The 681-nt window shown below is 50.8% G+C and carries 1 protein-coding gene; it reads left to right on the top strand.

All coding sequences use genetic code 11. The features are described from left to right. Positions 1 to 681: DUF294 nucleotidyltransferase-like domain-containing protein (locus R7Z77_RS25840; protein WP_318137110.1), on the top strand; the 681-nt coding region annotated here is incomplete at both ends.

Raw genomic sequence — 681 nt, 5'->3', positions numbered from 1 at the left:
CACTCGGTTATGTTGGATAATTGCGCCGTGGACACACCTGTAGGTAAGATCGCAACTTTCCCTGTCTACCATGTTGATGACGGGGATTTTCTGTTTAACGCCATGATCACCATGACACGTAATCGCATGAAACGTTTGATGGTCTGCGAAGGCAATCGCGCGGTGGGCATGCTCGACATGACACAAATTCTCAGCGCGTTTTCGACGCATTCCCACGTGTTAACACTCAGCATTGCACGAGCAAGCAGCGTAGAAGAACTGGCGTTGGCCTCAAACCGCCAACGTCAACTGGTAGAAAGCTTGCTGAGAAACGGCATCCGCACTCGCTTCATCATGGAGCTCATCTCTGCGGTAAGCGAACAAATTATCGAAAAAGCCTTTGAACTGGTGGTGCCACCCGCTTTGCACGACCACTGTTGTTTGATCGTGCTGGGCTCAGAAGGGCGTGGCGAGCAAATTCTTAAGACCGACCAAGACAACGCGCTCATTATTGAAGACGGGCTAGAATGGCCGCATTGCGAACAAGTAATGCAATCATTTACCCATACTCTGCAGCAGCTTGGTTACCCACTCTGCCCCGGCAAAGTGATGGTCAACAACCCGAAATGGGTCAAAACGCAGCAAGAGTGGCTCCACACCTTAGATCATTGGATTACGAAGGCGGAGCCTGAACCAATCATG

It is taken from the genome of Vibrio sp. 1401, from assembly GCF_033340295.1.
This window is presented reverse-complemented; position numbering and strand designations above follow the sequence as displayed.